This window comes from Streptomyces sp. CC0208, from assembly GCF_003443735.1.
Classification (GTDB): Bacteria; Actinomycetota; Actinomycetes; order Streptomycetales; family Streptomycetaceae; genus Streptomyces; species Streptomyces sviceus.
In genome coordinates this window covers 6,102,804-6,129,127 of the sequence record NZ_CP031969.1, presented here as the reverse complement: position 1 = coordinate 6,129,127, position 26,324 = coordinate 6,102,804, and the positions used below count along the sequence as shown (strand labels likewise).

The following is a 26,324-nucleotide window of genomic DNA, read 5'->3' as shown; positions in this document are numbered from 1 at the left end:
CGGGAGGACCTCCATGACCGCCAGTCTGGAGCAGCTGCGCCGCTGCCACTTCGCCGTCGACCTGGGCGCGGCGAGGACGCGGGTGTACGTGAAGGGGGCCGGGCTCGTCGTCGACCAGCCGTCGGCCGCCGCCGTGAACACCCGTACCGGCGCGCTGATCGCGGTCGGTGAGTTCGCCGAGAAGATGACGGGCCGCACCCCCGACTACATCCGTGTCGTCCGGCCCGTCTCCGGCGGCACCGTCGTCGACATCGAGATGGCCCAGCGCATGCTGCGCCATCTGCTCGGCGACAAGATCCGCCGCAACCTGCGCCGCAAGCCCCGGCTGCGGGCCGCCGCCTGCACCCCGCACGACGCCGATCCGCTGGCCCAGCGCGCGGCGATCGAGACCCTGGTGGGGCTCGGGGCGCGGCGCGTGGAGCTGGTGGACACCCTCATCGCGGCCGCCGTCGGCTGCGGACTGCCCGTCGAGCGGCCCGAGGCCACCATGATCATGGTGTGCGGGGCCGCCGCCACCCAGGTCGCCGTGCTCTCCCTCGGGTCGATCGTGACCGCCGAGCGCGTCCCGGTCGGCGGCGAGGCCGTCGATCACGCGATCGTCCAGCACCTGCGTCACGAGCACGAGCTGATGCTGCCCAGTCAGTCCGTACGACCGCTCCAGCTCGCCCTCTCCGGCAACGGCCTCACCCCGCAGGGCCCCGCCTCCACCGAGATCCACGGACGGGACGTCGCCACCGGACTGGCCCGTTCGGTGCAGGTCGACACCGCCGCCGTACGGGACGCGATCGAGACCCCGCTGACCGCCGTGCTCGACGGCATCGGCCGGGTGCTGCGCAACTGCCCGCCCGACCTGGTGGCCGACCTCGCCGACCGCGGGATCATGATGGTCGGCGGTTCCGCCCTGCTCCCCGGGCTCGACCAGATGCTGCGGCACGCCACCGGGATGCCGGTGCACATCGCCGAGCGGCCGGACGTCTGCGCCGTACAGGGACTGGGGTACATGCTGGAGGGCCGGATCGAGCCGATGTCACTCGACCCCCTGGCCACCTGAGGGTGGCCCCTGCGGGCCCCCTCAGACCATCTCGGGCACCCGGGCCGTGCCCTCGGGGTGGAACCTTTCCAGCCGCCGCGGCGGCACGATGCTCGGCAGCAGCATCTCCCACATGAGGGTGGTCTCCTCGGTCAGGTCGGCCCGCCCGCTGAGGACTTGGGAGCTGAGCTGCAGTCCGGTCCAGGAGCCGACGACCAGCCGGGCCACCCGTCCGGGGTCGAGGTCCGCCTTCACGTCCCCGCGCCGCTGGGCCTGCACGAGGCACTCCCGGAAGAGCTCGATCCACCGGGTGTACGGCTCGCTGACGAGGCCCGCCTTGGAGCTCTGGTCGATGACCAGGCGGATGCCGGCCCGCACCCGGACGTCCGCCGGCAGCCGCCGGGCCATGGAGTGCACGATGTCGATGACGGTCTGCACCCCGGGCCTGCCCGTGTCCGTGACCGACTCCAGGGCGGTGAACTGCTCGTCGACGAGGGCCTGGGCGAGCTCCTCCTTCGAACCGAAGTGGAGGTACAGCGCGCCCTTCGTCACTCCGGCCTCCTTGACGATGTCCCCGAGCGACGTCCCGTGGTAGCCCTCGGCGTCGAAGGCGCGGGCCGCCCCGTCGAGGATGGCCGACCGGGTGACCTCCGCGCGTTCCTGTCCGACCATGCGTCCCACCCCTGCCTGTGTCACGACGAGCTCTGTGGATCAGTTTGTACTTTTCCCGACGGATCGGGGAAACACCCTGACCAACGAGGGGAGTTCACCTGGCGGACAGGATCCGGGTGGGTGTCGTAGGCGCTCGTGCCGAGCGAGGACGATGGGGTCGCAACATCCATCTCCCGGCGCTGAGTGCGTTAAACGACTTTCAGGTCGGCGGGTCGGACGGCGAACCAGCAGCGGACCGTCGTGCCGTCCGGCCCGGTGTGCACGCGCACGAGGTCGGCGACGAGGTTGACCATGAGGAGGCCGCGACCGCCGAACTGGTCCCGGGAGGGCGGCCGGCGGCCGGCCAGCGGGTCGGCGAGGTGTCCCTGGTCGCGGACCTCGCACACCACGTGCCCGTCCTCCGCCCACACCCGCAGCAGGCCCGAACCACCGCCGTGCACCACGCTGTTGGTGGTCAGCTCGGCGACGGCCAGCGCCAGGTCGTCGAGCCGGGGCCGCACGAGCCCGAACCGCTCGGCCGCGTCGGACGCGAAGTGCCGGATCTCGCCGAGCACATCGGCGACGAAGGCGTGGGCGGCCACATCCGGGGCCGGGGGCAACGGGGCGTTGTAGCGGGCGTGCACGGCCTCGAAGTCGTACCGTCCGCTCTCCTCCTCCCGCCCGGAACCGGCGTCGACGACCACGGGGTGGGTGGCGTGGGCGTCGGCGACGACCTGCGGGGGGAGGCGGCGGGTGTCGTAGGGGCACAGGATGGTGACCTGGCGGCCCCGGAAGGCGGCGTTGATCAGCGCCTCGTGCTGGACGCACGCGGGGTACTCGACGGCCGAGCGGCCGGCCCAGATCGGTTCGCCGACGATCCGCACCCGGGTGCCGGGCGGCTGGGCGTCGGCGAAGGCGCGCAGCACCCCCGGGATGATCCGGCCGGGGTTGCGCCCGGCCTCCCGCATGTCGAGGAACCGTACGTCCTTCTCGGCGCCGATCTCCGCCTTCAGCAGCCGCAGGTTCTCGGTGGGCACGGCCACGGCGACCGGTTCCCCGGCGGCGAGCGCCTTGTGCACGAACGGCACCACTGCGGCCAGGTACTCCCGCTCGTCGCGGTAGAAGAGGGCGGGATGCACGAACGGATCCGCCGCCTCGGTCACCGCGTTCACCACGGCGTCACCCTGTTCCCGCCCGCCGGAAGGCGGCGCCTCGGCACCTTGTACCGGACTTTCACACCCACTCCTCACTCTGCCGACCAGCCTCTCTCCCCTCCGATACGGCTCCCCTCCCGAAACGTCTCCTGCCAAGACCTGGATGAGACCGCGTTTACCCCCCGAGTGCGCCCATCACGCCCCGTCGGGCCGGGTGTACTCCCCGAGGAGCCGGGCAGGCGCATCCCAGCACCGCCGGATCCCGCACCGCCACACCCTTGGGCCGGGCCGGAAACCGGCGGCGATCGGTGACTCAACGTCGTGACGACTGTGGGGAGCAGCGAGGCGGACATGAGGTCAGCGACACACACATCGCTCGCGGGGCGGCCGGACACCCTGGCCCTGGACAGCAGCGTGGACGGGGGCAGGGCCGTGCTCGTCGCCCGCGGCGAGCTGATCCACGGCTGTGCGGACGCCCTGGGCAGGACCCTGGCCCGGCTGCCGGAGGACACCGACCGGGTCGACCTGGACATGACCGGTGTCACCTTCATGGACACGACGGGACTGCAGTTCCTGGAAGTCCTCGACACCTACGGCCGTCGCCGTCGCGTACGGGTGACGGCGACCGGCTGGGCCGAACAGCCGCGCCGCGTCCTGGAGATGGCCGGTCTGGACCCCGACGATCCGCTGCACGGCCCCGGAACGCGTTGGGAGCCCGTGCCCTCCTCGATGGTCCTGGAGCGCACCCAGCAGCTGGACCGGCTGCGCACGGAGGTCGAGCAGCTCCGGCAGGCGATCGCCACCCGCCCGGTCATCGACCAGGCGCGCGGAGTCCTGATGGCCACCCACGCCTGCTCCTCGGACCAGGCGTGGAACGTCCTGCGGGAGGCCTCCCAGCTCTCCAACACCAAACTGCGCAAGGTCGCCGCGGTGGTCACGGCCGGCGCGGAGGGCGGTGGCCCGCTGCCGTCGCCCGAACTACGCCAAGCGCTGCGGACGGCGATCGACCGCTGTCTGAACTGACCGGCGGTCGTGGGCCGTTGGGGCGTCAGTACGGCAGCAGCCGTCCCGACGGTGTCCTGCGGTCGATCTCGGGCTGCCGGGTGTCACGGGAGGACGAGGGCCGACGGCTGACGCGAACACGGATCTGGCGGTTCATGGCGCCCTCCTCGGGCCTGGATTCCTGTTCCCCGACACGAACCAGCCTCGCCGTCGAGACCCGCCCGCACATCGTGCCCTCGAAGGCACCTGCCCTACCTCCCCGGGACGACCGCACCGCCTCCCACTACCCCCGGGGGAGGAGAACTACCCCCGAGAACGCCCGATCAAGCCTTGTCGGACAGGACGCGAAGGAACACCCGGCCGCGCGCGAGGCGCACACTGGAGGAACGCGGCGGCCGGAAGCCGGTTCTCCGCGCCCGCGAGGGCCTGTCGGGGCCCGGTCGCCACGGACGCCACGGACGCCAGGAGGGGCCATGCGCACAGGCACAGCTCCGAACGGGCTCGCACCCCGCGCCGTCCGGTGGCTCGCGGCCGTACGGCCGTTCCTGCGCTCCCTGGTGCACCGCCGCCCGGCCCTCGTCGGACCGTCGCGGCCCGACCAGTTGAGGGCGCTCGTCGCCGTACTGGACGAGGCGGTGGCCGCGCAGCCGCCGGCCGACGAGGCGGTCGCCGCGTGCGGCGAGCCCGGCCCGGTGTCCCGCGGGACGGCCCGGGACTGCGGGCAGCAGAGCATCGCCCTGCACCGGCTGCGCGCCCGGCTCCAGGACGTGGGCACCACCGACCCGGACCTGGTGACGGCCCAGGCCCGCGCGGTCCGGCTGCTCGCCTACGACCTGTGGATGCTGCGCGCCTCGATGAACCTGGCCTGCACCGTCCGCCCCGGCGACCGCACCGAGGCGGCCCGGCTGCGCCTCAACGGCCTGGGCCGCCCCGCGGACGACCTGCGCCGCCTGCGCGACACCCTGCGCGCGGAGCTCTCCGAGACGTAGGTCGTCAGATCGGGTCACCCTCGGCGTCGGATCACCTGTGCGAGTGCCGGCACTCGGGTCACCTGCCGGGGTCCAGACGGTGGGCGAGGTCGTGGACGGCGGCGCTGGTGAGGTCCCCGGAGTAGGCCCCGGCGATCTCCAGACGGCCGCCGGTGATCGAGGTCCTCACGTAGGGCATGCCCCACAGCTTGCCGTCGACGATGATGGCGATTTCGTTGCGCGGGGGCGGGGCCGGGGCGACGGAGCCGGTGAGGGCGGCGAACCGGGTCCGGTCGGCGGAGTTGAACGTCACCTCGACCTGCCAGGTGCCGACGACGCTGCTCTTGACCGCCTTGGCGGAGGCGACCCGGACGTCGGTCATGCCCTTGGCCCGGTCGGCCCGGACGCAGAGCTCCGGGTGGCTCGCGCTCGCCCGCACGGTGTAACCGCCGCTGCCGGGGGCGCAGGCGCCCTCCGTGGACGAGGTGACCGGCAGGAGGGACATCAGGGCCGCCTTCCCGGTGCTGTCCCCTGCCGCGGGCGGCACCACGTGCCCGCGCGGGGTCGTCCCGTCCGGGACGGCCACCCAGGCGGCGGCGACCGCGGCGGCGACGGCGACGCCGGCCCCGGCGCGGACCAGCCGCTGCCGCCGCCGGGCGATCCGCAACGCGCCGTCGGCGAGTCCGGCCAGCCGGGCACCGGCGGCGTCGGCGCTCTCCCGGACCTCGGCGTGCAGGGCGGCGCGCAGCGGGTGTTCGGTCGAGTCGTTCATGCGACGACGCCCCTTCCGGAGGCAGTGGACAGGGAGGTGCGCAAAGAGGCGAGCGCCTTGTGGGTCTGGCTGCGGACCGTCCCCTGGGCGACGCCCAGAATCGCGGCGATCTCCTCGTCCGGCCGGTCCTCGAAGTAGCGCAGCACGATCACCGCGCGCTGGCGCTTGGGCAGCCGCCGCAGCGCGGCCATGATGTCCTGCCGCTGGGCCACGGTGTCGGCCCAGTCGGTGACCTGCGCGGACGGCTGGTCCGGCAGGGTGTCGGTGACCGTCTCCCGTCCCCAGCTGAGCAGTCGGAAGCGGTCCACCTGGGCGTGGTAGAGCGCCCGGCGCACATAGATCTCCGGCTGCTCCCGGTCCCGCAGCTTCGACCAGCGCCGAGCGGTGGCGGCGAGCGCGGTCTGGAGCAGGTCGCGGCCCTGCTCCCAGTCCCCGGTCAGCAGGTAGGCCGTGTGCAGCAGCGATCTCGACCGCGCCGCCACGAACTCGCGGAACTGGCGTTCCTCGTCGGCGTTCAATGCGCCCTCCCTCGTTCCCCTGTAAAGACGGGTGGGGAAGGGGGTTCGACTGCCCTGCGGGTCGGACTTTCTCGTGACCCATGCCGAAGGGCGGTGGGGCTCGGACCCCGGACGCTCAGTACTCCAGCTCGGGGCGCAGCCGCAGCGGGCCACCGACCGCGTGGAGGTGCCGCAGCACCTGGGCGTAGGAGTCGAGGAGCCCCGTCTCGTGGTACGCGATGCCGTGCCGGGCGCAGTAGGTGCGCACGAGTTCCTGGGCATGGCGCAGGCTGGGCCGCGGCATGGAGGGGAACAGGTGGTGCTCGATCTGGTAGTTGAGCCCGCCGAGCGCGAAGTCGGTGAGTCGGTGACCCCGGATGTTGCGCGACGTCAGTACCTGCCGGCGCAGGAAGTCGACCTTGTCGTCCTTGCCGAACAGGGCCATGCCCTTGTGGTTCGGGGCGAACGAGCACCCCATGTACAGGCCGAACAGGCCCTGGTGCACGAGGAGGAAGACCACGGCCTGCACGGGGGTCAGGACCAGGAACAGTGCGGCGACATAGCCGACGAGATGTGCCGTCAGCAGGCCGGCCTCGGCCGCCTTGGTCGTCCGCGAGGTCGCCGTGCCGGTGCGGTCGAGCAGGGCCCGTACGCCGGCGACGTGCAGGGCGAGTCCTTCCAGCAGCAGCATCGGGAAGAACAGCCAGGCCTGGTGGCGGCCCAGCCAGGCGTACGCCCCGCTGCGGACGCGGGCCTGGTCCTCGGTGAAGGCGATCGCGCCGTCGGCGATGTCGGGGTCGCGGTCGACGTGGTTCGGGTGGGAGTGGTGGCGGTTGTGCTTGGTGATCCACCAGCCGTAACTGAGGCCGATCAGCAGGTCGGCGTGCACACGGCCGAGCACATTGTTGACGCGCTTGGAGCCCGCGATCTGCTGGTGTCCGGCGTCGTGCCCGATGAATCCCGTCTGGGTGAACATCACGGCGAGGAAGGCGGCCGTCAGCAGCTGCCACCACGACTGGCCGATCAGGGCGAAGGCGGTCCAGCCGGCGGCCAGCAGGAGGAGGTTCGCGCCGACCTTGACGGAGTAGTAGCCCGGCCGCCGCTTGAGTAGCCCGCTCCCCTTCACCTCACGGCAGAGCACGGCGTAGTCGCTCCCCCGGGTCTCCGCAGGAGGGTCCGTCGGCCCTGCGTACGGGGTCACCGGATCGGGGCCCCGGTCGATGGTGTCGGTGCTCACGGACATGTGACGTCTCCTTCGAGATGGCGAGTAGGTCGGGTCCGTGCGCGATCGCGCGATCCCGGGCTGTTGGTCGCCGGCCGTCGAAGAAAACCCTGGAAACGACGGAACGCCCGCCGGCAGAACTCCGCGGGCGCTCAACGTTCGCAAACTCCAACTACAACCACTCGCTGGAACGACCGGTGCGCACAGAACGTTCCCACCGGGTCCGGCAAGGGCTCGACAGCGCTCCCGGCGACCGCTCGGGAGCCCCGGTCCGGTACGCGCCGGGTCTGGAGGGGAGTACGGTTGCGAGACCGGGCGCACCTCGCACGCCGTCACCCGTTTCGGCGTCGCCCTCGGAGAACGGCACAGGCCGGCGCATCTCGGATCCGGCCGGAAGAGAGCCGCACCATGCCGCTTGGCTCGTACTGCCACGCCCCCTCCCGTATCCGGTCCCGCGCAGCGCGGTAGCGGATCTCCCCCATCGGAATGTGCTCGGAATGTCCTCGGGCATTCCGGCATCCGGCGTACGCCCTGAACCGATCAAGAGGATCCGGACGCATGTATTCACAGGACTCGATCTCCGGCCACCGCCGCGGCCGCCGCGAACCGACCCCGGAGATGCTCTCGGGACTCGCCTGCCTCATCTGCGGCACCGACTACCGGTACGCACCCGGCACGGAGGCGGTCGTGGTCGCCCACCGCGACGACAAGCAGCTGCTCGCCTGCCGCGGCACGTGTGCGCGCATGGCCGGCGGGTCGGTCGACGGTCTGGACGAGACACCCCTCCCCTTGGCCGAGCGCGTGCGCGCCCACGGCAGTCCGCCCACGTAGGACGCCGAACGAAACGACCGAAAGAAATGATGAGGAAGCGTATGAGCCTTTTGAGTCTCGGAGTGTTCGCCTCCTCCCGCAAGGAGAACGAGTTCCGTCTGCCCTTGCATCCCGCCCACCTCGACCGGATCGCCCCGGACCTACGGCAGAGGATCTTCCTCGAACAGGGCTACGGCGAACGGTTCGGCGTCGCCGACGAAGCGCTGCGACCGCTCGTGGCGGGACTGCGCTCCCGCGATGAGCTCCTCGCCGGGTGCGACGTCATGCTGCTGCCCAAGCCCATGCACGACGACGTGGCCGCGCTGCGCGAGGGCCAGGTGCTGTGGGGATGGCCGCACTGCGTGCAGGACGAGCAGATGACGCAGCTCGCCATCGACCGCCGGCTGACCCTGATCGCCTGGGAGGCCATGAACCACTGGACGTCCACGGGCGCCTTCAGTGTCCATGTGTTCCACAAGAACAACGAGCTCGCGGGCTACTGCTCGGTGCTGCACGCCCTACAGCTCGGCGGGCTGACCGGCAGCTACGGACGGCGGCTGCGCGCCGTGGTCATCAGCTTCGGCGCCACGGCGCGCGGAGCGGTCACCGGCCTGGGAGCCATGGGAGTCTCCGACGTCACCGTGCTCACCCAGCGCGCCGCGGCCGCGGTGGCCTCACCGATGCCGTCGGTCGTGATGAACCACTTCGAGGAGCTGGAGGACGATCCGTCGCGCCTCCAGGCACTCACCCCGGCCGGGCCCGTGCCCCTCGCGGAGTACCTCGCCGGGTTCGACATCGTCGTCAACTGCGTGAGGCAGGACACGGACGCGCCCCTGACGTTCGTCAACGAGGAGGAACTCGCCCTGTTCCGGCCGGGCTCCTTCTTCGTCGACGTCTCCTGCGACGAGGGCATGGGCTTCTCCTGGGCCCGTCCGACCACCTTCAGCGACCCGATGCCCCTGGTCGGGCCGGGATGCCACTACTACGGCGTGGACCACAGCCCGTCCCACCTGTGGAACTCCGCCACCTGGGAGATCAGCGAGGCGCTCCTCCCCTATCTGCGCAAGGTCCTGACCGGCCCGGCGGCGTGGGACGCGGACGCCACGGTGAGCAAGGCCATCGAGATCCGCGACGGCGTCGTCCAGAACCCGAAGATCCTCTCCTTCCAGCACCGGACGGCCGCCTACCCGCACGCCCCCGCGCTGGACCCCGCGCCGCAGCCGGTATGAGGTCACCCGTTGTCCGATGCGGCGGTGTCAGTGAGTCGTGAGCATGCCCTCGCGGAGCTGGGCCAGGGTGCGTGACAGCAGTCGGGAGACGTGCATCTGGGAGATGCCGAGTCGCTCGCCGATCTGGGCCTGGGTCGCTTCCTCGACGAACCTCCAGTGCAGGATCTTGCGCGACCGCTCATCGAGCGCGGCGATCATCGGAGCGAGTGCGTGGAAGTCCTCCACCAGCTCCAGCGCGCCGTCGTCGGTGCCGATGAAGTCGGCAAGGGCGGTCTCGCCGTCGTCGCCGTTGCCGATGGCTGCGTCCAGGGAGGAGGAGCGGTAGCCGTTGGAGGCCAGCCGTGCCTCGATGACCTCCTTCTCCTCCAGGTTCATCAACTGGGCCAGCTCCGCCACGGTCGGGGTGCGGCCCAGGCGGGTGCTCAGCTCCTCGGTGGCGCGTGCCAGCTGGACGCGGGCCTCCTGCAGGCGGCGCGGAACGTGCACGGCCCAGGTGGTGTCACGGAAGAACCGCTTGATCTCTCCCACGATGTAGGGGATCGAGAACGAGGTGAATTCCACCTCACGGGAGAGCTCGAACCGGTCGATGGCCTTGATGAGACCGATGACGCCGACCTGGACGATGTCCTCCATCTCCTCGGGGTCCCGGCTGCGGAAGCGGGAGGCCGCGTAGCGGACCAGGGAGATGTTCATCTCGATCAGCGTGTTGCGCGCGTACTGGTACTCCGGCGTGCCCTCGTCCAACACCGTGAGCTGCTGGAAGAACAGGCGGGTGAGTTCCCGCGCGTCCTTCGGGGCGACCTTCGACGGGTCCGGGACCGCCGGCAGTTCAGCGCACCGCGCATCCGCCGTCGTCACTGCCGTATCCGTAACCATTAGGTCCCTCCCTTGTCGGCCAGGCCGACCCCGGCCCACTTCTGATCACCGGAGCCGCGTCTACCCCTTCTCCGCACCTTCATGCCCGGGCCGACATCCAAACGTGCGGCCAAGCGGGAGAAGCCGGCGGCGAAGAACGCTGACGCTCGCCGCGTCGGCGGCCATGGACTGCACCTGGTGCGCAATGATCGGTGACAGAACACTGCTCGGTATTCGATCAGGCCGTCCTGCTGAACGCCGCAGGAGGGGGTAGCAGGATTCCGGCAAGATTCCCCCGCACGAAAGTGATGCCTACCCCCATGGCCCAGACACGAGACGTCGTTGAACTCATTCTCCAGGACCACCGGAAGATGGAGGATCTCTTTCGTCTGATGCGCAGCGTCGAAGCCGACCGGGCTGCCGCCCTTCGGGAATTCTCCGATCTGCTGATCGCGCACGCTCTGGCGGAAGAGGCGAAGGTCTATCCCGCGCTGAAGCGCTACAAGAAGATTGACGACGATGAGGTGGAACACGGCGAGGAGGAGCACGAGGAGGGCAACAAGGCGCTCCTGGAACTCCTGGAAGTCGACGAGGTCGGCTCCGAGGAGTGGGACGAGAAGCTGGAAGAACTCGTGCAGGCCGTCACGCACCACGCCGACGAGGAGGAGCGCACCATCCTGAACGGTGCGCGCGAGAACGTCGCCATGGAGCGCCGCGAGGAACTGGGCGAGGCCTTCGTGGAAGAGCGCGAGCGCCGGCTGAAGGCCGGCTGCGGTGACGTCGAGAACGTGCGCCGCATCGTCGGCTCCTGACTACGCGACAGCCTCACCCGGGACATGCCGGTGGGCCCCGGATCATCCGGGGCCCACCGGCATGTTGTCCGCGGAGCGCAGGACGAAGCCGAGCAGCCAGACGACCAGCACGATGACGGCGAGCCACCACAGCGCCTTCAGCGCGAAACCCGCGCCGAAAAGGATCAGAGCCAGCAGAAGGACGACGAGCAGAGGAACCATAGTTATCAACTGATTCGTCGGGTTCGTTCCTGGTCTCCGGTCCATGCGCTCGCCGCAGTACCTGAGCCTCACCCGGTAAGGCGGCCGGCACGCGGACGGCCCTCGACGGGGATCGGGTTCTCACCGTCCGTCGAGGGCCGCACGTTCACCGGCCGGGCCTCACACGCTGAGCGCGGCCCGTACCGTCTGCTCGGCGCCTGTTCCGCCCTCGCCCGAGGACGTCACCCGGCCCGCCTCCAGGACGTAGTACTGCTGCGCGGCCCGCATGGCGAAGCCGACGTGCTGTTCCACGAGGAGGACCGACAGGCCGCCGCGCCGGGTGAGGGCGAGGATCGTCTCCTCGATCTCGGCGACGACGGAGGGCTGGATGCCCTCGGTCGGTTCGTCGAGCAGCAGCAGCCTCGGCCGGGTGATCAGGGCGCGGGCGATGGCGAGTTGCTGCCGCTGGCCGCCGGAGAGCAGGCCGGCGCGGCGGCCGGACAGTTCGCGCAGGACGGGAAAGAGGTCCAGGGCTTCGGCGGTCGCCTCCTTGCCGTCGGGGCGTCCGTCGGCGACGAGTTGCAGGTTCTCCGCGGTGGTCAGATGCGGGAAGGACTGCTGGCCCTGGGGGACGTACGCCATGCCGCGGGCCACGCGCTGGTGCGGGGCGAGGCGCGTGATGTCTTCGCCGTCGAGCAGCACGGCGCCGCTTTTCGGCCTGAGCAGGCCCATGGCGACCCGCAGGAGGGTGCTCTTCCCGGCGCCGTTGTGGCCCAGAACGGTGGCGACCGCGTCCTTCGGGACCGAGACCGTGACGCCGTGCAGCACGGTGGTGCGGTCGTAACCGGCCTGTACGGAACTGATCTCCAGCATGGGTCTCACGCCTCCTCGGCGACGGCGGCGGGGGCGGCGGGCGTCGATCCCGGTTCGGCTTCGGGTACGGGTTCGGAGGCGCGCCCGAGGTAGACCTCCTGGACCTTGGCGTCGGCCTGGACCTCGGCGACGGTGCCCTCGCTGAGCACCTTGCCGGCGTGCAGGACGCTGACGCTGCGGGCGAAGGAGCGCATGAAGTCCATGTCGTGCTCGATGACGACGACAGTGTGGTCCTCGCTCACCCGCTGCAGCAGCCCGCCGGTGGCCTCCCGTTCCTCGTGGCTCATGCCGGCCACCGGCTCGTCGAGCAGGAGCAGTTGCACATCCTGGACGAGCAGCATGCCGATCTCCAGCCACTGCTTCTGGCCGTGGGCGAGAACGCCGGCGGGGCGGTCGCGCAGCTCGGTCAGGCCCGTCGTCTCCAACGCTTTCGCGACCGGTTCGGGGATGTCCCTGCGGCGTCGCAGCATCGTCCACACGCCCCGCCCGGCGCCCGCCGCGATGTCGAGGTTCTGCAGCACGGTCAGTTCCTCGAAGATGCTGGCCGTCTGGAACGTACGGCCGATGCCCAGGCGCGCGATCTTCTGCACGGGCTTGCCCAGCAGGTCCTGCTCGCCGAAGCGGACCGAGCCAGTCGCCTTCACCAGGCCGGTGACCGCGTCGACGAGGGTGGTCTTGCCGGCGCCGTTCGGGCCGATGAGGAAGCGCAGGTCACCGGGTTGGATGTCCAGGTCGACACCGTCGACGGCGGTGAACCCGTCGAAGGTGACCCGCAGGTCGCGGACAGTCAGTCCCTCGCCGCTCATGCTGTCTCTCCAGTCGCAGGGGTACCGGTACGAGTGCGGCGCCTGCGCAGGACGACGCCCAGAGAGGCCAGGCCGCCGGGCAGGAAGCCGACCGCCAGCACGAACAGCAGTCCCTGGAGGTAGGTCCATGCGGCGGGGAACTCGTCGGACAGCGTGCTCTGCGCCCAGGCCACGGCGATCGCGCCGAGCACCGCTCCCACCAGGGACGCCCGCCCGCCGACCGCCGCGCCGATGACGAAGCCGATGGAGGGCACGATGCCGATCAGGGCCGGGGAGATGATCCCGACGGCCGGGACGAAGAGGGCTCCCGCGAGGCCCGCCATGCCGGCCGCGACGACGTACGCGACGAGCTTGATGTTCGCCGGGTTGTAGCCGAGGAAGCGCACCCGTTCCTCGGAGTCCCGTACGGCGATGAGGAGTTCGCCGTAGCGGCTGACGAACAGCTGGCGGGCCAGTGCCATCAGCAGGAGCAGCACGACGGCGATGACGAAGTACACCATGCGCTGGTTGACCGGGTCGTCCAGCGAGTAGCCGAAGAAGCCCTGGATGTCGGTGAGGCCGTTGGTGCCTCCCGTGGTCGCCTGCTGGCCGACCAGCCAGATGGAGAGGGCGGCGGCGAGGGCCTGGCTGAGGATCGCGAAGTAGGCGCCCTTCACCCTGCGTCGGAACACGAGGAAGCCGAGCACCGCGGCGACCGCCATGGGCAGCAGCACGGTCATGGCGAGCGCGAAGCCGGGGTTGGCGAAGGGCTTCCACCACCAGGGCAGCGCGTCGCCGGTGCCGTACAACTGCATGAAGTCCGGCAGCTTCTCGCCGGTGGCGGCGGCGTCGGTGAGCTTGAGGTGCATGGCCATGGCGTAGCCGCCGAGACCGAAGAAGACGCCCTGGCCGAGGACCATGAGGCCACCGCGGCCCCAGGCCAGGCTGACACCGACGGCCACGATCGCGTAGCACAGGTACTTGGCGAGGAGGGAGAGGCGGAAGTCGGAGAGGGCGAGCGGGGCGATGCCGAGCAGGAGCACGGCACCGAGGGCGAAGCCCGCGGGCACCCGGAAGCGGTTCAGCAACGGCGTGGACGGCGGGGTCACGGTGCCGGGGGGCGTGGTTGTGGTCGTGGTCGTCATGCCAGGCTCCGGGTGCGCAGTGTGTACAGGCCCTGGGGTCGCCACTGGAGGAAGGCGACGATCGCCACCAGCACCACGACCTTGGCGACGCTGACGGTGGTCGAGTACTCCAGCACGGACTGCAGCACGCCCAGCGCGAACGCCGTGATGACGGCCCCCTTCAGCTGTCCGATGCCACCGACGACCACGACCAGGAAGGCGTCGACGATGTAGTTGGTGCCCATCGTCGGGCCGATCGGTCCGACCAGGGTGAGCGCGACCCCGGCCACGCCGGCCAGGCCGGAGCCGATGAAGAAGGTGATCCGGTCGACCTGCCCGGTGGCGATGCCGGAGACCTCGGCGAGGTCGCGGTTCTGCACGACGGCCCGGATCCGGCGGCCCAGCGGGGTGAACCGCAGGACCAGGGTCAGGCCGAGGACGCAGAGGAGCGCCAGTCCCAGGATGAACAGGCGGTTGTTGGCGAAGGTGACCGAGCCGGCCGAGATGTTGCCGGTGAGGATGTCGGGCGCTGCCGTCTGCACGTTGGGGGCGCCGAAGACGTCCCGGGCCAGCTGCTGGAGCATCAGCGAGACACCCCAGGTGACCAGCAGGGTGTCCAGCGGGCGCGTGTAGAGCCGCCGTATGAGCAGCCATTCAAGGAGCGCCCCCATGGCGCCCGCGACCAGGAACGCGAGCGGCAGGGCGACGAGGAGGGAGATCCCGGCGCTGCTGATGGACTTCTGCAGGACGTACGTCGTGTAGGCGCCGGCCATGATGAACTCGCCGTGCGCCATGTTGATCACGCCCATCTGACCGAACGTCAGGGTCAGGCCGAGCGCGATGAGAAGCAGGACGGCACCGATGCTGATGCCGGTGAAGGACTGGTTGAGGACGACCGTCATGAAGCGGCTCCGGGTCGGGTACGGACGTGCGGGCTGGCGACGTGCGGGCTTGCCGCGTACGGGCTCGCCATGGGCGTGACCCGGCCCCTTGACGGAGCCGGGTCGATCCCGTGGGGCGTGGCTCAGGACAGGCCGGAGGCCCAGGAGTAGCCCTTCAGGTACGGGTCCGGCTTGATCGGCTTGCCCGAGTTCCAGACCTCCTCGATCAGGCCGTCGGAGCCGACCTTGCCGATGCGGGCCGTCTTGTAGACGTGCTGGGTGGCGCCGTCGACGGTGACCTTGCCCTCGGGGGCGTCGAAGACGATGCCGTCGGAGGCGGCCTTCACCTTGGCGACGTCGAAGGAGCCGGCCTTCTCGACCATCGCCTTCCAGAGGTAGACGGAGATGTAGGCGGCCTCCATGGGGTCGGAGGTCGGCTTGTCCTTGCCGTACGCCGCCTGGTAGGCCGCGACGAACTTCTTGTTCGCGGCGCCGGGTGTGGTCTCGTAGTAGTTCCAGGCAGTCAACTGGCCTTCCAGGTACTGCGTTCCGATGCTCTTGACCTCCTCCTCGGCGATCGAGACGGAGAGCACCGGCAGGCTCTTGGCCGTGAGGCCGGCGGACTTGTACTCCTTGAAGAAGGCCACGTTGCTGTCACCGTTGAGGGTGTTGAACACCGCGTCGGCGCCGGAGCCCTTGACCTTGTTGACGATGGTGCTGAACTCCGTGGAGCCGAGCGGCGCGTAGTCCTCGCCGACCACCGTCAGACCCTTGGCCTTCGCGTACGCCTTGATGATCTTGTTGGCGGTGCGCGGGAAGACGTAGTCGCTGCCGACCAGGTACAGCTTGGTCAGACCCTGCTTCTTCAGGTAGTCGAGGGCGGGCACGATCTGCTGGTTGGTGGTGGCGCCGATGTAGAAGATGTACGGCGACTCCTCCAGGCCCTCGTACTGCACGGGGTAGAAGAGCAGCGACTTGTACCGCTCGAAGACCGGCTTGACCGCCTTGCGGCTGGCCGAGGTCCAGCAGCCGAAGGTGGCCGCGACCTTGTCGTCCGTGATGAGGGCCTCGGCCTTCTCGGCGAACGTCGGCCAGTCGGAGGCGCCGTCCTGGCTGATGGGCTTGAGCTTCTTGCCCAGGACGCCCCCGGAGGCGTTGATCTCCTTGATGGCGAGCAGCAGCGAGTTGTGGACCGTGACCTCGCTGATAGCCATCGTGCCCGAAAGCGAGTTGAGCAGACCGACCTTGACCGTGCTGCCGGACGTGTCCGCCTTGGCGCCGGAGCCCGACGCCGCCTCGGTGCCGGTCTTGGCGCCACAGGCGCTGAGGGCGGCGGACGCGCCGACTGCCGATATGCCGGCCAGAAGACCGCGTCTGCTGATGCTGAGCCCGGACATGCACAACCTCCTTGCCCCGAAGGGCGATGCGAAAAGAGCGGAGTGGCTCAAAAGAGCCGTGGGAGGGAAGGGGAGGGACACGCTTCAGAAGCGGCGGCGTTGACGCACGGGTTCCCCAGCCGTTCCGGGGTGGCGTCCGGGCTGGTCACTGAAGTGCGACCACAGCCTGCGAGGAGACTGTTTCCGGTGCGTTTCACGGCAATTGAAGAATGGTTTCCAGTGGAAGCAAAATTGCGGGCACAACAAAAAGGCCCCCGCTGAAGATGCGTGTTTGACGGCATCTCAGCGACGGCAATTAATGCTTCCCAGGGAAAGGATCAGTTTCTCGGTTCCCCTTGTCAAGCGCCAGGTGATCGCAGGTAGGCTCGGACACCGGCCGACAGCACGAGCGGAGAAGCACGATGGCGAGGCAGCCCCAGCAACTGCTCTACCTCCTGACCCGGGCCGAACGTCTCGCGGTGCGCCGAGTGCAGTCCGTACTGGACGAGTTCGACTGTTCGGTGGAGGCATGGAGGGTGCTCGACCTGCTGTCCGACGGGCAGGGGCACAACATGACGGCCCTCGCCGACCACGCCTTCCTGCCGGCCCCGAGCCTCACGAAGCTGGTCGACCAACTCGTCGACCAGAACTGGGTCTACCGCCGCGTCGACCCCGCCGACCGGCGTCGGGTGCTGGCCCACCTCACTCCGCGAGGCATGCAGCGGTGGCAGTTGCTGGTCCGTGAAGTACGTGCCGAGTGGGGGGACTTGGAGCTGTCACTCCCTGGCGAGGAGCTGGACGAGTTGCTCACACGGCTGGCCGAGGCCCTGGAAGGTCGGGGCACCTCGGGCCGGGGCGCCACCGGCCCGGGCGGCGTCACACCAGGTCGTGCGGAGCGCGGAGTTGGGCGAGCACGTTGAAGTCGAGCCCGTCCGCCTCCGCGAGGTAGATGCGCTGGCGCACATGCCGGTCGCGGAGGTGGAGCAGACCGCGCGGCCCTTCGTAGGAGACGGTCTCGGCGGCGGCCGAGATCGCGGCGACGTCCAGGGTGCGGGCCCGCTCGATGAGTGAGGCGAGCAGCAGCACGCCCTCGTAGCAGGATTCACCGAGGCTTCCGGGGGCCGGAGCCTCGATGCCGAAGCGGTCGGCGTACTGGCCGTGGAAGTCCAGGGTGTCCTGGTTCGCCAGCGAGGCGAAGAACCCGGCCGTGCTGAAGAGGTCACCGGTCGCCTCCGGACCGCTGGCCATCAGCATGTTCTCGTCCATCAGCGTGCTGAGCCTGAGGCACCGCTGGTCGAGGCCGGAGGCGGCGAAGGCCCGGTTGAAGCGGACCGCGTCACTGCCGACCAGCAGCATCAGCACGCCGTCCGCGTCCGCGTGCTCGATGCGCCGCAGCACGTCACGGAAGTCCCCGGTGCCCAGCGGGAGGTACGCCTCGCCGCAGACCCGCCCACCCCCGCACGAGCGGGCGTAGCGACGGGCCGCCCGGGCCGTGCGCCGGGGCCAGACGTAGTTGTTGCCGACGACGAACCATCGGCGCACCCGCCGTGTCTCGGCCAGGAGCCGCATGGCGGGCAGCAGCTGCCAGTCGGGCGTCTCACTGGTCATGAAGACGCCGTCGGTCCGCTCCCCGCCCTCGTACAGGGCGGTGTAGACGTACGGCACCAGGTGCGCGATGCGGGGCGCCACCGCCTGCCGGACCGAGGAGATGTGCCAACCGGTCACCCCGTGCACCACACCGGTCGCCACCAGGGCCTCGACCTCGTCGGCGACCTTCCGCGGGTCGGCGCCGCCGTCGACCTCCAGCAGCCGGAGCTCCTTGCCGAGCACACCGCCGGCCCTGTTGATCTCCTCGGCGGCCAGCTGCCCGCATGCCTCACAGGCAGGACCGAAGATCCCGGCAGGCCCCTGCATCGGGTACACGAGCGCGACGTTCAGGGCCGAGTCGTCGGCCGTGAACCACTCGGGGGTGTGGAGGCTGAGCGGCCGCTGCATGGCCACATGATTGCCGGGCGACCGTCAGCGCCCAAGCATTGGCTGGGATCGAGACCGTTTTGTAGACATGAGGAGCAAGCTCGCCGTGCGGGCTCCACCACCGCGGAACCGACCAACGGATACCGGAAGAACAGCCGCCGGTTGTCGGGGAGATGGTCACCAGCCGGTACCGCTCCGCGGGCGCGAGGTCGTCGACACGGGCCCCGGCGGACGCGGCAGCCTCGACGGCGGCCAGGTCACCGGTCCCGTCCAGCCCCGTGCTCGTCCGGGAAACAGTCTGGCGTGCCCCTTCCTCTCCATCGATTCGCTTCGATGCTCTGCGTACGCCTGCTCCGCCTGGGGCACCGCGACGCGGTACCAGCCGGACCAGTTGCCCTCTTCATCGCCACCGACCAGGATCACGGCCTGGCGATCCGGACCGAACACGAACAGCAACCGCACTTCAGCCGCCCTTGGGGAGTCTTTACGGCTCGCTCCACAGACTCTCGGCTCACCGATCCGGGACGGAAGACGACCTACGGCCCGTTCGAACCGGATGCCACCGGCGTCACCGCCAAGCGCAAGGGAACCCTGCCCTGGCCGATGGTCGAGGCGATCAACGACCACGCCGGCGTCGTGGTCGTCCGACAGTACGGACGACGCAGAGCCTGGGCGAAGGCCGAGGTCAAGACCGTGCCGAACCACCTGGTCTTCCTGACCGTCGCCTTGAACCTCTGCGGCAGGTGACCTGCACCTCGCCGGCAGCCGTGTGTACGTGCGTGGAGCCGCGCACCGCTAGGGGCTGGCCGGCCCGGTCGTCCAGCTTCCGGTCGAGGTAGCCCTTGGCTGCGAAAGGCGCGCTCCGGCGGAGCGCCTCCCGCTTCGACCGCCACCCTGAGGCGACCGATTCGACCGCGACCGATCTTGCGCAGCCCGAGCAACAACAAATACTTGGCTAGCCACATGTTTGCTGTTACGTTGATTATGTGTCCAGCCACCTAAATGGGTGGCGACACGAGAGGAGTCGTCATGAAGGCCATCCTGTTCGACCGTTTCGGAGGCACCGACGTGCTGCACGAGGCGGACATCGAGGTCCCGCAGCCCGGCCCGGGGCAGGTCCGCGTCCGCGTCAGGGCGGCCGGCCTGAACGCACTGGACGGCAAGATCCGCTCCGGGGCGATGGAGGCCGCGTTCCCCACGTCGCTCCCCGCCGTCCCCGGTGCCGAGCTCGCCGGCGTGGTGGACGCCCTGGGTGAGGGTGTGCAGGACGTGCAGGTGGGCGACGAGGTGCTGGGCTGGTCGGACACCGGCTCGTACGCCCAGTACGCGCTGGCCACCACCGTGGCCCCCAAGCCCGCTGGCCTCGACTGGCAGCACGCGGTCGCGCTGCCGGTGGCGGGCGAGACGGCCGAGCGGGTCCTGGACCTGCTGGGCGTCACCGCCGGGGAGACCGTACTGATGCACGGCGCGGCCGGAGCGGTCGGCACCCTGGCAATCCAGCTCGCCACGGCCCGCGGAGCGCGTGTCATCGCCACCGCCGGCCCCACCAACCAGGACTACCTCACCTCGCTCGGCGCCACCGCGACCCTCTACGGCGAGGGCCTGGTCGAGCGGGTCCGGGCGCTCGCCCCCGACGGCGTGGACGCGGTGTTCGACCTGGCCGGGAAGGGAGCCCTGGAGGACTCCGTCGCCCTGCGCGGCGGCACCGAGCGCATCGTCACGATCGCCGACTTCCGCGCGCACCAGCTCGGCATCACCTTCTCCAGCGGTGGCCAGGAACGCTCGGCCGCCCGCCTGGCCGCCCTGGCGCAGGACGCCGCGACCGGCAAGCTCGTCACCACCGTCACCGCCTACCCCGTCGACCAGGCCGCCACGGCCCAGCAGATCAGCGACGCCGGGCATGTCCGCGGCAAGCTCGTCCTCACCCTCGACTGATCACGCCCGCCTTTTCCTCCTGTTCCGACCATCACCTGACCATCACCGCGCCCAAGGACCACTCATGCTGAACGCCCTGTGGACACCGACCACCGTCGGCGACATCTCCCTCCCGCACCGCCTGGTCATGGCCCCCATGACCCGTGACCGCTCCACCCCCGAAGGCGTACCGACCGAGCTGAACGCCGAGTACTACGCCCAGCGGGCCTCGCACGCGCTCATCATCACCGAGGGAACCCAGCCCAACGCCGACGGCCAGGGCTACCTCCTCACCCCCGGCATCCACAATGACGATCAGATCGCCGGGTGGCGCAAGGTCACCGACGCCGTACACGCGGCCGACGGCCGGATCGTCATCCAGCTGATGCACACCGGACGTATCGCCCACCCCGACAACACCCCGCACGGCCGTCAGCCGGTCGCCCCTTCAGCGATTCAGCCGCAGGGCGCGATGTTCACCGCTTCCGGGCCCCAGGAAATGCCAGTACCCCGTGCTCTGTCGACGCAGGAGGTCGTGGCGACCGTCGACGACTTCCGCCGCGCCGCGGCGGCCGCCGTCGCGGCAGGCGCCGACGGCGTGGAGATCCACGGCGCCAACGGCTACCTGGTGCACCAGTTCCTCGCCGACAACTCCAACCAGCGCACCGACCGCTACGGCGGCTCCATCGACAACCGCATCCGCTTCGCCGTCGAGGTCGCCACAGCCGTGGCCGAGGAAATCGGCGCCGACCGCACCGGCCTGCGCATCTCCCCCGGCAACCCCTACAACGACATCGCCGAGTCCGACACCGCCGAGCTGTATCCGGCGCTCCTGCGTGCGCTCAGCCCGCTCGGCCTCGCCTACCTCCACATCCTCCACGCGGGCGACGACGAGCTGCTGGGCACCCTGCGCACGCTGTGGCCGACCACGCTGATCCTCAACCGGGCCGGCACCGACCTGCCCACCCGCGCCAAGGACGTCGACAACGGCACGGCCGACCTTGTCTCCGTCGGCGCCCTCGCGCTCGCCAACCCGGACCTGGTCGAGCGGCTACGCTCGGACGCGCCGCTGAACACCCCCGACCCGGCTACCTTCTACGGCGGCGGAGTGGCCGGCTACACCGACTACCCCACCCACACCGTCTGAGGAACCGCATCATGGCCGCCTCCACCCACCGCACCCCCTCTACGGCCGGCGAGGGGCCGATGAGCTACGCGATCTTCCAGCTCGCCCGCGCTCACCGCGCCCGCGCCGCCGCCATGCTCCGCGAGATGGACCTGCATCCCGGCCAGGAACTGCTGCTGATGCAGCTCCTTGACCGGGACGGCCAGACCCAGTCCGAACTGCTCGAAAGCGTCGGCCTGGACCACTCGACCGTCTCCAAGTCCCTGCGCCGCATGCAGGACGCCGGCCTGCTCGTGCGCGAGCCGGCCGAACACGACCGGCGCGTCATGGTCGTCCACCTCACCGACAGGGGCCGTGCCATGCGCGAGCCCATCGCGGCCATGTGGCGGGCGCTGGAGGAGACCTCCGCCCGGGACCTGTCGGCGCAGCAGGCAGAGGCCTTCGTCCGCACCGCCTACGCCATCGCCGACGCGATCAACGGCCGCGCCCTTCCCGGGCAAGAGCGGGGACAGTCCACGTAACTCCCCTGCTCAGCAACGGATCCCGGGCGCCCGTCGAACCCGGTCGGATCCGAGCCGCTCGCCGGGTTGTCCGCCGCGTACGTGTACCCGCCCGTCCGGTTCTGGTCGCCCGCCCGGAACGCCGGGTCGGGCATGAGGAAACGTCCCAGGACGGGTCGTAGTCGCGCGCCCCCGGCAGGTCATGCGCCGGTCACCGAGTCCGTCGGCTTGCCTGGGAAGGCATGGGTCTCGTGTGCCGATCCCCACGTCGACAGCTCCGAGCCCCTCGGGTTCCCGTACGGGTCGTCATACCGACGCGTGACGACGAGACCGCCTCCTCGTCGGCGTACAGGCACAAGCCCTGCCGCCACCGACCGCCGAACGAGCGGCCCGTCAGACCCCCTCGGCCACCGTCATCCAGCGCCACTGGGTGAACTGCTCCAGATTGGCGGTGCCGCCGATGCGGGAGCCGTTGCCCGATGCTCCCATTCCGCCGAAGGGGGCGTTCGCGGCGTCCTTGGCAGAGACGTCGTTGAGGTGCACCATGCCGGTGCGCAACCGCTCGGCGATGGCCGCGGCCCGCGGCACCGAACGGGAGTGCACGGCCGCTGTGAGGCCGTACACGGTGTCGTTGGCGATCTCGACGGCCTCCGTGTCGGTACGGAAGGCGACGACAGGGGCGACCGGCCCGAAGATCTCCTCGGTGAAGGCGGGCATGGTCCGCGCGACGTGGTCCAGGACGGTGGGCGGGTAGAACAGCCCGTCGCGGCGTCCGCCGGCCAGCACCCGTGCCCCGGCGGCCACGCTCTCGTCCACGATGCGTTCGATGTTCGCCGCCTGGCGCTCGCTGATCACGGGACCGAGTGCCACACCCTCCTCGCGGGGGTCGCCGACCCGCAGCGCGTCGGCCTGTCCGATCAGTGCCTCGGTGTACGGCTCCATGATGTCGGCGTGCACCAGATGACGTCCGGCGGCGACGCAGGCCTGCCCCTGATAGCCGAAGGAACTCATCGCCCCGGCCGCCGCGGCGGCGTCGATGTCCGCGTCGTCGAGCACGACGATCGAGTTCTTGCCGCCCAGCTCCAGGGCCACCCGCTTGAGCCCGTCGCCCGCGGCCCGGGCCACCGCCCGTCCCGCCTGGGTGGACCCGGTGAACACGACCATGGCGACGTGCGGATCGGCCACGACCGCCTCACCGGTGCCGGGGCCTCCGGGCAGAACGTGCAGCAGCCCCTCGGGCAGTCCGGCCTCCTCGAACAGCCGCGCCACGACGATGCCGCCGGACACCGGCGTGTGGGTATCGGGTTTGAGCAGGACGGCGTTGCCCAGCACAAGGGCGGGCGCGAGGGCCCGCATGGCGAACAGCAGGGGGGCGTTCCAGGGGTTGATGACGCCGACCACACCCAGCGGTACCCGCCACGCACAACTGGTCTGGCCCGGCGTCGAGGGGCTCAGGATCTCGCCGCGAGGCAGCGAGGCGAGCCCGGCGGCCTGCGACAGCTGACTGAGTCCGGCCGCGATCTCGTAGTCGCCCTTCGCCGGGACGCCTCCGGACTCCCTGACGATCCACTGGCGGACGTCCCCGCTGTGGTCGCGCAGTGCCCGGGCGGTACGGAGCAGCACCTCGGCGCGCTCCTGAGGTGCCGCCTCGGCCCAGGCCCGCTGAGCCCGGGCGGCCAGGGCACCGGCCCGGGCGACATCCGCGGGCGCCGCCACACCCACCTCCGCCAGCCGCTCCCCCGTCGCCGGTTCGGTCACCGGCTGGGTTCCGCCCCCGGACTGCCGCCAGCCGCCGCTGTAGATCTTCCCGGTCCAATCGGCCCCGTCCGGCCATGTCCCCTCGCTGGCGGCAGTCATGGCAGGACTCCCATCATCGATACATTGGTGCTTTTTGGGGCTTATTACCTTGTTAAGCTTATATGTTCAACCTCCCTGTCGGTTGCTCGCGGCCGGGCCGGGACGCACGGCGGAAAGACCGAGGGTGAGGGCGGATGAACGTGACGACGGGTTCTGAAGCCGCCGACGACGATCGGGCGGCCTTGCGGCCGGAGGACCCCGTCGACGAGTCGGCCACGGCCAGAGCCACCGTGGATCCCCACGGCATTGTGACCGGCTGGAGCGAGGGCGCACGGCGACTGCTCGGATACCGGTCCGCGGAGGTCATCGGCCGGCTCGCGGCGCCGTTGCTCGCCGCGGAGCCGCCCTTGGAGACGCTGCGCTCCCTGCACACGCTGCCGAGGTGGAACGGGGCGGCGACGCTCCTGCACTCGGACGGCCACCACCTCACAGTGAACCTGCTGGCCCACCGCCGGGAACTCCACTCCGAAGACGACGGGGGCGACGAGTGGCTCCTGGTCTCCCCCCTGGCCCGGCCGCCGTCGCCCCTCCAGGACGACGCGCTGCTGAGGTGGGCGTTCACCCAGTCCCCGGCCACGTCGGCGCTCTACGACACCGGTCTGCGGCTGCGGCGGGCGAACGCGGACATGGAGCGGGTGATCGGCCTGCCCGAAGCGGCGATGCAGGGGCTTCGGGTGTCGGAGATCGTGGTCGACTCGGAGGGCGACCGGACGGAACAGTGCATGCGGCGGGCGCTGGAGACCGGAGAACAGCAGCATCTGCAGCAGGTCCTGCGCCTGGCGGGCCACAGGAGCGAGAGCGTCTGGTCGACGTCGCTCACCCCCGTGAAGGACGCCGGGGGAACGGTACGGGGCGTGCTCCTTTCCGCCCACGACGTGACCGAGGAGCACCTGGCCCGACGGCGTCTGGCCCTGCTCAACGAGGCCAGTATCCGCATCGGCAGCACCCTGGACCTGGCTCGGACCGCGCAGGAACTGGCCGACGTCGCCATCCCGCACCTCGCGGACTTCGTCACCGTCGATCTGCTGCCCGCCATCGAAGGCGGCGACGACCCGCGCGCCAGTTCGCCGTCCAGCCCGGTCATGCTGCGCCGTGTCGCCTACCAGTCGGTCCTGGAGGGCTGCCCCGAGGTCGTGGTGGAGCGCGGAACAGTGGCCGCCTACCCGGACGAGTCGACCGCGGCCAGGTGCCTGAGCACCGGGCGACCGCTGATCGAGAACGTGACCGCTTCCGCGATGGACAGGGTGGCGAGCCAGACCCCGGACCGGGCCGAACGGATGCGGCGTTACGGCTTCCACTCGGTGCTGGCCGTGCCGATGCGCGCCCGCGGCATCACTCTCGGCGTGGCGACGTTCTCCCGCCACCGGCGCCCGGAACCCTTCGAGCGGGACGACCTGCTCCTCGGTGAGGAGATCACCGCCAGGGCCGCCGTCTGCATCGACAACGCCCGCCGCTACGACCGTGAGCGCCGCACCTCCCTCACCCTGCAGAGCAGTCTCCTGCCGCAACGGCTGCCCCCGCAGGCCGCCGTCGACGCCGCCTCCCGCTACCTGCCCACCAGCGCGCAGGCCGGCGTCGGCGGCGACTGGTTCGATGTGATCCCGTTGTCCGGCGCCCGGGTCGCGCTCGTCGTCGGCGACGTCGTCGGCCACGGCATTCACGCCTCGGCCACCATGGGACGGCTGCGCACCGCCGTACGCACCCTCGCCGATGTCGACCTCCCGCCCGACGAGCTGCTGACCCACCTGGACGACCTGGTCATCCGCCTGTCCGCCGAGGCCGAAACCACAGCCGACACCGTCGGCGACATCGGCGCGACCTGTCTGTACGCCGTCTACGACCCGGTCTCCCGACGCTGCACCATGGCTCGCGCGGGCCACCCCGCACCCGCGGTGGCGACGCCGGACGGCACCGTGGAGTTTCCCGACATCCCCGTGGGTCCGCCGCTGGGGCTCGGCGGCCTGCCCTTCGAAGCCACCGAGATCGAACTGCCCGAAGGCAGCCTTCTCGCGCTGTACACCGACGGTCTCGTCGAGGAGCGTGGCCGCGACATCGACGAAGGCCTCGACGCGCTGCGCGAGGTGCTGGCCCGGCCCCCCGCGTCCTTGGAGGACACCTGCGACGCCGTGATCCAGAGGCTTCTCCCCGACCGCCCCGCCGACGATGTGGCGCTGCTGATAGCCCGCACCCGCGCCCTGGACGCGGCACATGTCGCCACCTGGGACGTGCCGGCGGATCCCGCAGCGGTCGCCGAGACCCGTAAGAACACGTGTCGGCAGCTGGCCACCTGGGGCCTGGACGAGGCCGCCTTCGTCACCGAACTGGTCGTCAGCGAACTCGTCACCAACGCCATCCGCTACGGCGGCGCCCCCATCCAGCTCCGGCTCATCCGGGACCGCAACCTCATCTGCGAAGTCTCCGACGCCAGCAACACCGCCCCCCACCTGCGCCGTGCCCGCACCTTCGACGAAGGCGGCCGCGGTCTGCTCCTCGTAGCCCAGCTCACCCAGGGCTGGGGCACCCGCCAGACCTACGATGGCAAGACGATCTGGGCCGAACAGGTCCTCCCCACGGCCTGAGCGACATCGCCCTCCGCGCAGTATCCGCAGCCGGACGAGGCGACGGCCATCGGCGCGCATGTGGTCGGCGATCGCCCAGCCCGCCGACGACTCTCCTCAGCGGCACCGAGGATCCCACGATCGGTGCAGCTCACGGACACAGTCGGCCGAGGG

26 protein-coding genes are annotated in these 26,324 nt (G+C 70.6%); 12 read left to right on the top strand and 14 right to left on the bottom strand.

The genetic code is table 11. The features are described from left to right. Positions 1-13 precede the first annotated feature (13 nt). Positions 14-1,051, top strand: a complete 1,038-nt coding sequence (locus D1369_RS28150) for a rod shape-determining protein (protein ID WP_118082664.1) — start codon at positions 14-16, stop codon at positions 1,049-1,051. Positions 1,052-1,072: 21 nt separating this feature from the next. On the opposite strand, the gene D1369_RS28145 is transcribed toward D1369_RS28150, so the two are convergent. Then, a complete protein-coding gene (locus tag D1369_RS28145; RefSeq protein WP_037899887.1) occupies positions 1,073-1,702 on the bottom strand; it encodes a ScbR family autoregulator-binding transcription factor in 630 nt (209 codons plus the stop codon). A gap of 188 nt (positions 1,703-1,890) precedes the next feature. Next, on the bottom strand, positions 1,891-2,853 hold the full coding sequence (locus tag D1369_RS28140) for an anti-sigma factor RsbA family regulatory protein (RefSeq protein WP_037903281.1): 963 nt from the start codon (positions 2,851-2,853) through the stop codon (positions 1,891-1,893). Positions 2,854-3,186: 333 nt separating this feature from the next. On the opposite strand from D1369_RS28140, the gene D1369_RS28135 reads away from it, so the two are divergent. Continuing rightward, positions 3,187-3,858 (top strand): ANTAR domain-containing protein, encoded by a 672-nt coding sequence (locus D1369_RS28135; protein ID WP_037899889.1) that lies wholly within the window; start codon positions 3,187-3,189, stop codon positions 3,856-3,858. A gap of 452 nt (positions 3,859-4,310) precedes the next feature. Continuing rightward, positions 4,311-4,826: a hypothetical protein gene (locus tag D1369_RS28130; RefSeq protein ID WP_037899892.1), complete on the top strand. Its 516-nt coding sequence runs from the start codon at positions 4,311-4,313 to the stop codon at positions 4,824-4,826. Positions 4,827-4,884: 58 nt separating this feature from the next. On the opposite strand, the gene D1369_RS28125 is transcribed toward D1369_RS28130, so the two are convergent. The 3 genes from D1369_RS28125 to D1369_RS28115 form a co-directional block, all read right to left on the bottom strand. Next, positions 4,885-5,577: a hypothetical protein gene (locus D1369_RS28125; RefSeq protein ID WP_118082663.1), complete on the bottom strand. Its 693-nt coding sequence runs from the start codon at positions 5,575-5,577 to the stop codon at positions 4,885-4,887. After that, positions 5,574-6,095, bottom strand: a complete 522-nt coding sequence (locus D1369_RS28120; RefSeq protein WP_007381818.1) for a SigE family RNA polymerase sigma factor — start codon at positions 6,093-6,095, stop codon at positions 5,574-5,576. The genes D1369_RS28125 and D1369_RS28120 overlap by 4 nt, the downstream gene beginning before the upstream one ends. Positions 6,096-6,210: 115 nt before the next feature. Beyond that, complete coding sequence (locus tag D1369_RS28115) at positions 6,211-7,317, bottom strand: acyl-CoA desaturase (protein WP_082319388.1); 1,107 nt, start codon at positions 7,315-7,317, stop codon at positions 6,211-6,213. 537 nt (positions 7,318-7,854) lie between these two features. On the opposite strand from D1369_RS28115, the gene D1369_RS28110 reads away from it, so the two are divergent. Together D1369_RS28110 and D1369_RS28105 are read left to right on the top strand one after the other, a co-directional pair. Next, a complete protein-coding gene (locus D1369_RS28110) occupies positions 7,855-8,127 on the top strand; it encodes a hypothetical protein (protein WP_037899895.1) in 273 nt (90 codons plus the stop codon). Positions 8,128-8,168: 41 nt separating this feature from the next. Continuing rightward, entirely contained in the window at positions 8,169-9,335 is a 1,167-nt protein-coding gene (locus D1369_RS28105) for a N(5)-(carboxyethyl)ornithine synthase (RefSeq protein WP_007381821.1), read from the top strand. A gap of 27 nt (positions 9,336-9,362) precedes the next feature. Here the strand turns inward: D1369_RS28105 and D1369_RS28100 are convergent, their stop codons facing one another. Continuing rightward, positions 9,363-10,211: an RNA polymerase sigma factor SigF gene (locus D1369_RS28100; RefSeq protein WP_007381822.1), complete on the bottom strand. Its 849-nt coding sequence runs from the start codon at positions 10,209-10,211 to the stop codon at positions 9,363-9,365. Between the two features lie 299 nt (positions 10,212-10,510). Between D1369_RS28100 and D1369_RS28095 the strand changes: the two genes are divergently transcribed. Next, positions 10,511-11,002 carry a hemerythrin domain-containing protein gene (locus tag D1369_RS28095; RefSeq protein WP_007381823.1) on the top strand — a complete coding sequence of 164 codons (492 nt, stop codon included), beginning with the start codon at positions 10,511-10,513 and terminating at the stop codon, positions 11,000-11,002. A 42-nt stretch (positions 11,003-11,044) separates the two neighbouring features. Here D1369_RS28095 and D1369_RS28090 read toward each other — a convergent pair whose 3' ends face one another. The 6 genes from D1369_RS28090 to urtA all read right to left on the bottom strand — a co-directional run bounded on the left by D1369_RS28090 (position 11,045) and on the right by urtA (position 16,242). Further along, positions 11,045-11,203 carry a hypothetical protein gene (locus D1369_RS28090; protein WP_037899897.1) on the bottom strand — a complete coding sequence of 53 codons (159 nt, stop codon included), beginning with the start codon at positions 11,201-11,203 and terminating at the stop codon, positions 11,045-11,047. A gap of 159 nt (positions 11,204-11,362) precedes the next feature. Continuing rightward, entirely contained in the window at positions 11,363-12,055 is a 693-nt protein-coding gene (gene urtE / locus D1369_RS28085; RefSeq protein ID WP_007381825.1) for an urea ABC transporter ATP-binding subunit UrtE, read from the bottom strand. A 5-nt stretch (positions 12,056-12,060) separates the two neighbouring features. Further along, a complete protein-coding gene (gene urtD / locus D1369_RS28080; protein ID WP_007381826.1) occupies positions 12,061-12,861 on the bottom strand; it encodes an urea ABC transporter ATP-binding protein UrtD in 801 nt (266 codons plus the stop codon). After that, positions 12,858-13,985: an urea ABC transporter permease subunit UrtC gene (gene urtC / locus D1369_RS28075; protein ID WP_007381827.1), complete on the bottom strand. Its 1,128-nt coding sequence runs from the start codon at positions 13,983-13,985 to the stop codon at positions 12,858-12,860. The genes urtD and urtC overlap by 4 nt, the downstream gene beginning before the upstream one ends. Next, a complete protein-coding gene (gene urtB / locus D1369_RS28070) occupies positions 13,982-14,866 on the bottom strand; it encodes an urea ABC transporter permease subunit UrtB (RefSeq protein ID WP_007381828.1) in 885 nt (294 codons plus the stop codon). The genes urtC and urtB overlap by 4 nt, the downstream gene beginning before the upstream one ends. A gap of 122 nt (positions 14,867-14,988) precedes the next feature. Next, positions 14,989-16,242 (bottom strand): urea ABC transporter substrate-binding protein, encoded by a 1,254-nt coding sequence (gene urtA / locus D1369_RS28065; RefSeq protein ID WP_037899899.1) that lies wholly within the window; start codon positions 16,240-16,242, stop codon positions 14,989-14,991. A gap of 401 nt (positions 16,243-16,643) precedes the next feature. On the opposite strand from urtA, the gene D1369_RS28060 reads away from it, so the two are divergent. Further along, positions 16,644-17,141, top strand: coding sequence for a MarR family transcriptional regulator (locus D1369_RS28060; RefSeq protein ID WP_007381830.1), 498 nt, complete (start codon positions 16,644-16,646; stop codon positions 17,139-17,141). On the opposite strand, the gene D1369_RS28055 is transcribed toward D1369_RS28060, so the two are convergent. Next, positions 17,098-18,216 carry a substrate-binding domain-containing protein gene (locus D1369_RS28055; protein WP_007381831.1) on the bottom strand — a complete coding sequence of 373 codons (1,119 nt, stop codon included), beginning with the start codon at positions 18,214-18,216 and terminating at the stop codon, positions 17,098-17,100. The genes D1369_RS28060 and D1369_RS28055 overlap by 44 nt on opposite strands. A 312-nt stretch (positions 18,217-18,528) precedes the next feature. On the opposite strand from D1369_RS28055, the gene D1369_RS28050 reads away from it, so the two are divergent. The 4 genes from D1369_RS28050 to D1369_RS28035 all read left to right on the top strand — a co-directional run bounded on the left by D1369_RS28050 (position 18,529) and on the right by D1369_RS28035 (position 21,756). After that, complete coding sequence (locus tag D1369_RS28050; RefSeq protein WP_037899901.1) at positions 18,529-18,942, top strand: hypothetical protein; 414 nt, start codon at positions 18,529-18,531, stop codon at positions 18,940-18,942. A gap of 282 nt (positions 18,943-19,224) precedes the next feature. Continuing rightward, positions 19,225-20,130 carry an NADP-dependent oxidoreductase gene (locus D1369_RS28045; protein WP_037899903.1) on the top strand — a complete coding sequence of 302 codons (906 nt, stop codon included), beginning with the start codon at positions 19,225-19,227 and terminating at the stop codon, positions 20,128-20,130. A gap of 64 nt (positions 20,131-20,194) precedes the next feature. After that, the gene (locus tag D1369_RS28040) at positions 20,195-21,256 is read left to right on the top strand and encodes an alkene reductase (RefSeq protein ID WP_007381834.1); all 1,062 of its coding nucleotides are present in this window, start codon (positions 20,195-20,197) and stop codon (positions 21,254-21,256) included. An 11-nt stretch (positions 21,257-21,267) separates the two neighbouring features. Continuing rightward, a complete protein-coding gene (locus tag D1369_RS28035) occupies positions 21,268-21,756 on the top strand; it encodes a MarR family winged helix-turn-helix transcriptional regulator (RefSeq protein WP_037899905.1) in 489 nt (162 codons plus the stop codon). A 372-nt stretch (positions 21,757-22,128) separates the two neighbouring features. On the opposite strand, the gene D1369_RS28030 is transcribed toward D1369_RS28035, so the two are convergent. After that, on the bottom strand, positions 22,129-23,592 hold the full coding sequence (locus D1369_RS28030) for a benzaldehyde dehydrogenase (protein ID WP_007381836.1): 1,464 nt from the start codon (positions 23,590-23,592) through the stop codon (positions 22,129-22,131). 134 nt (positions 23,593-23,726) lie between these two features. Between D1369_RS28030 and D1369_RS28025 the strand changes: the two genes are divergently transcribed. Next, positions 23,727-26,171, top strand: a complete 2,445-nt coding sequence (locus tag D1369_RS28025; RefSeq protein ID WP_007381837.1) for a SpoIIE family protein phosphatase — start codon at positions 23,727-23,729, stop codon at positions 26,169-26,171. The last annotated feature ends 153 nt before the right edge of the window (positions 26,172-26,324 follow it).

Coding starts and splice junctions, on each gene's coding strand:
- D1369_RS28150 (WP_118082664.1), top strand. CDS start 14: ATGACCGCCAGTCTGGAGCAGCTGCGCCGCTGCCACTTCGCCGTCGAC.
- D1369_RS28145 (WP_037899887.1), bottom strand. CDS start 1,702: ATGGTCGGACAGGAACGCGCGGAGGTCACCCGGTCGGCCATCCTCGAC.
- D1369_RS28135 (WP_037899889.1), top strand. CDS start 3,187: ATGAGGTCAGCGACACACACATCGCTCGCGGGGCGGCCGGACACCCTG.
- D1369_RS28130 (WP_037899892.1), top strand. CDS start 4,311: ATGCGCACAGGCACAGCTCCGAACGGGCTCGCACCCCGCGCCGTCCGG.
- D1369_RS28125 (WP_118082663.1), bottom strand. CDS start 5,577: ATGAACGACTCGACCGAACACCCGCTGCGCGCCGCCCTGCACGCCGAG.
- D1369_RS28115 (WP_082319388.1), bottom strand. CDS start 7,317: ATGTCCGTGAGCACCGACACCATCGACCGGGGCCCCGATCCGGTGACC.
- D1369_RS28110 (WP_037899895.1), top strand. CDS start 7,855: ATGTATTCACAGGACTCGATCTCCGGCCACCGCCGCGGCCGCCGCGAA.
- D1369_RS28105 (WP_007381821.1), top strand. CDS start 8,169: ATGAGCCTTTTGAGTCTCGGAGTGTTCGCCTCCTCCCGCAAGGAGAAC.
- D1369_RS28100 (WP_007381822.1), bottom strand. CDS start 10,211: ATGGTTACGGATACGGCAGTGACGACGGCGGATGCGCGGTGCGCTGAA.
- D1369_RS28095 (WP_007381823.1), top strand. CDS start 10,511: ATGGCCCAGACACGAGACGTCGTTGAACTCATTCTCCAGGACCACCGG.
- D1369_RS28090 (WP_037899897.1), bottom strand. CDS start 11,203: ATGGTTCCTCTGCTCGTCGTCCTTCTGCTGGCTCTGATCCTTTTCGGC.
- urtE (WP_007381825.1), bottom strand. CDS start 12,055: ATGCTGGAGATCAGTTCCGTACAGGCCGGTTACGACCGCACCACCGTG.
- urtD (WP_007381826.1), bottom strand. CDS start 12,861: ATGAGCGGCGAGGGACTGACTGTCCGCGACCTGCGGGTCACCTTCGAC.
- urtC (WP_007381827.1), bottom strand. CDS start 13,985: ATGACGACCACGACCACAACCACGCCCCCCGGCACCGTGACCCCGCCG.
- urtB (WP_007381828.1), bottom strand. CDS start 14,866: ATGACGGTCGTCCTCAACCAGTCCTTCACCGGCATCAGCATCGGTGCC.
- urtA (WP_037899899.1), bottom strand. CDS start 16,242: ATGTCCGGGCTCAGCATCAGCAGACGCGGTCTTCTGGCCGGCATATCG.
- D1369_RS28060 (WP_007381830.1), top strand. CDS start 16,644: ATGGCGAGGCAGCCCCAGCAACTGCTCTACCTCCTGACCCGGGCCGAA.
- D1369_RS28055 (WP_007381831.1), bottom strand. CDS start 18,216: ATGCAGCGGCCGCTCAGCCTCCACACCCCCGAGTGGTTCACGGCCGAC.
- D1369_RS28050 (WP_037899901.1), top strand. CDS start 18,529: ATGCTCTGCGTACGCCTGCTCCGCCTGGGGCACCGCGACGCGGTACCA.
- D1369_RS28045 (WP_037899903.1), top strand. CDS start 19,225: ATGAAGGCCATCCTGTTCGACCGTTTCGGAGGCACCGACGTGCTGCAC.
- D1369_RS28040 (WP_007381834.1), top strand. CDS start 20,195: ATGCTGAACGCCCTGTGGACACCGACCACCGTCGGCGACATCTCCCTC.
- D1369_RS28035 (WP_037899905.1), top strand. CDS start 21,268: ATGGCCGCCTCCACCCACCGCACCCCCTCTACGGCCGGCGAGGGGCCG.
- D1369_RS28030 (WP_007381836.1), bottom strand. CDS start 23,592: ATGACTGCCGCCAGCGAGGGGACATGGCCGGACGGGGCCGATTGGACC.
- D1369_RS28025 (WP_007381837.1), top strand. CDS start 23,727: ATGAACGTGACGACGGGTTCTGAAGCCGCCGACGACGATCGGGCGGCC.